Origin of the sequence: Acinetobacter sp. RF14B (genome assembly GCF_006864105.1) — a bacterium.
GTDB classification, from domain to species: domain Bacteria; phylum Pseudomonadota; class Gammaproteobacteria; order Pseudomonadales; family Moraxellaceae; genus Acinetobacter; species Acinetobacter lwoffii_C.
This window is the reverse complement of record NZ_SMTB01000195.1, coordinates 1-1,054: the sequence shown is the minus strand read 5'-3', so window position 1 is coordinate 1,054 and position 1,054 is coordinate 1. Positions and strand designations below refer to the sequence as shown.

The 1,054-nt window shown below is 50.2% G+C and carries 2 protein-coding genes; both read left to right on the top strand.

The window, feature by feature from the left end:
* A partial coding sequence (locus tag E2K52_RS14465; protein ID WP_171478882.1) for an enoyl-CoA hydratase-related protein occupies positions 1–443 on the top strand: 443 nt, incomplete at its 5' end.
* A gap of 33 nt (positions 444–476) precedes the next feature.
* Positions 477–1,054: NAD(P)-dependent oxidoreductase (locus E2K52_RS14460; protein WP_151205687.1), on the top strand; the 578-nt coding region annotated here is incomplete at its 3' end.

Sequence of the window (1,054 nt, the reverse complement as noted above, 5' to 3'; positions counted from 1 at the left end):
AACTGGCGCTTGCCGCCGATATCCGTATTGCTCACCCCGCCACCAAAATGTCGATTATGGAAACTCGCTGGGGTCTGGTGCCAGATATGGGCCTGAGCCGTTCACTCAAAGGCTTGATCGGGATTGATCTGGCCAAAGAGCTGACATTAACGGCACGTATTTTTGAAGGGGCCTATGCTAAAGAGATTGGTCTGGTCACTCATCTAGATGAGCAACCACTTGTCAAAGCTCAGGCCCTGGCAGAGGAAATGCTACAACGCTCCCCAGATGCCTTAATGGCTTCTAAATTTGTGCTGGATGCCATGCAGCACCATCCGAACAAATCCCTGCGTATGGAAAAAATCTGGCAATTAAAATTAATTTTGGGCAAAAACAGCCAGCTGGCGCGTAAAAAAGACAAAAATCCGGAGATTCAGTTTGTACCACGTCAGTACAAATCATAAGAGCGCGAGCGGAATCAAGAGGTGAAAACACAGATGCTATTTAATCGTGAGAGCAAAATTGCTTTTCTGGGCATGGGGCTGATGGGCAGCCGTATGGCGACACGTTTGCTACAGGCCGGTTTTCAGGTTGCAGTGTGGAATCGTACGACGACCGCCTGCGATCCGCTTATTGCTATGGGTGCCCTTGCCTTAAGTCTCGAGCAGATTTCAGATTATCCTGTAATTTTAACCTGTCTGGCCGATGATCAGGCGATGGCGGCGGTATTTGCACAAATTGCGCCTTTTCTGGTAGCCGGTCAGGTTATTGTTGATTTCTCCAGTCTTTCAGTTGCCCAGACCCTGCTACTGGCTGAGCAGGCACAGACCAAACAGGTCAACTGGATTGACTCACCCGTCTCTGGTGGAACAGCAGGTGCCGAACAGGGTAACCTGGTCATCTTTGCGGGTGGTAATCGCGCAGTCATTGACGCATTAAGTCTGATTTATAAGGTACTGTCACAGCGTGTCACCCGTATGGGCAACAATGGTACGGGCCAAGCAACCAAAATCTGCAATCAGCTGATTGTAGCTGCCAACAGCACCCTCATTGCCGAAGCTGTCGCGCTGGCGGA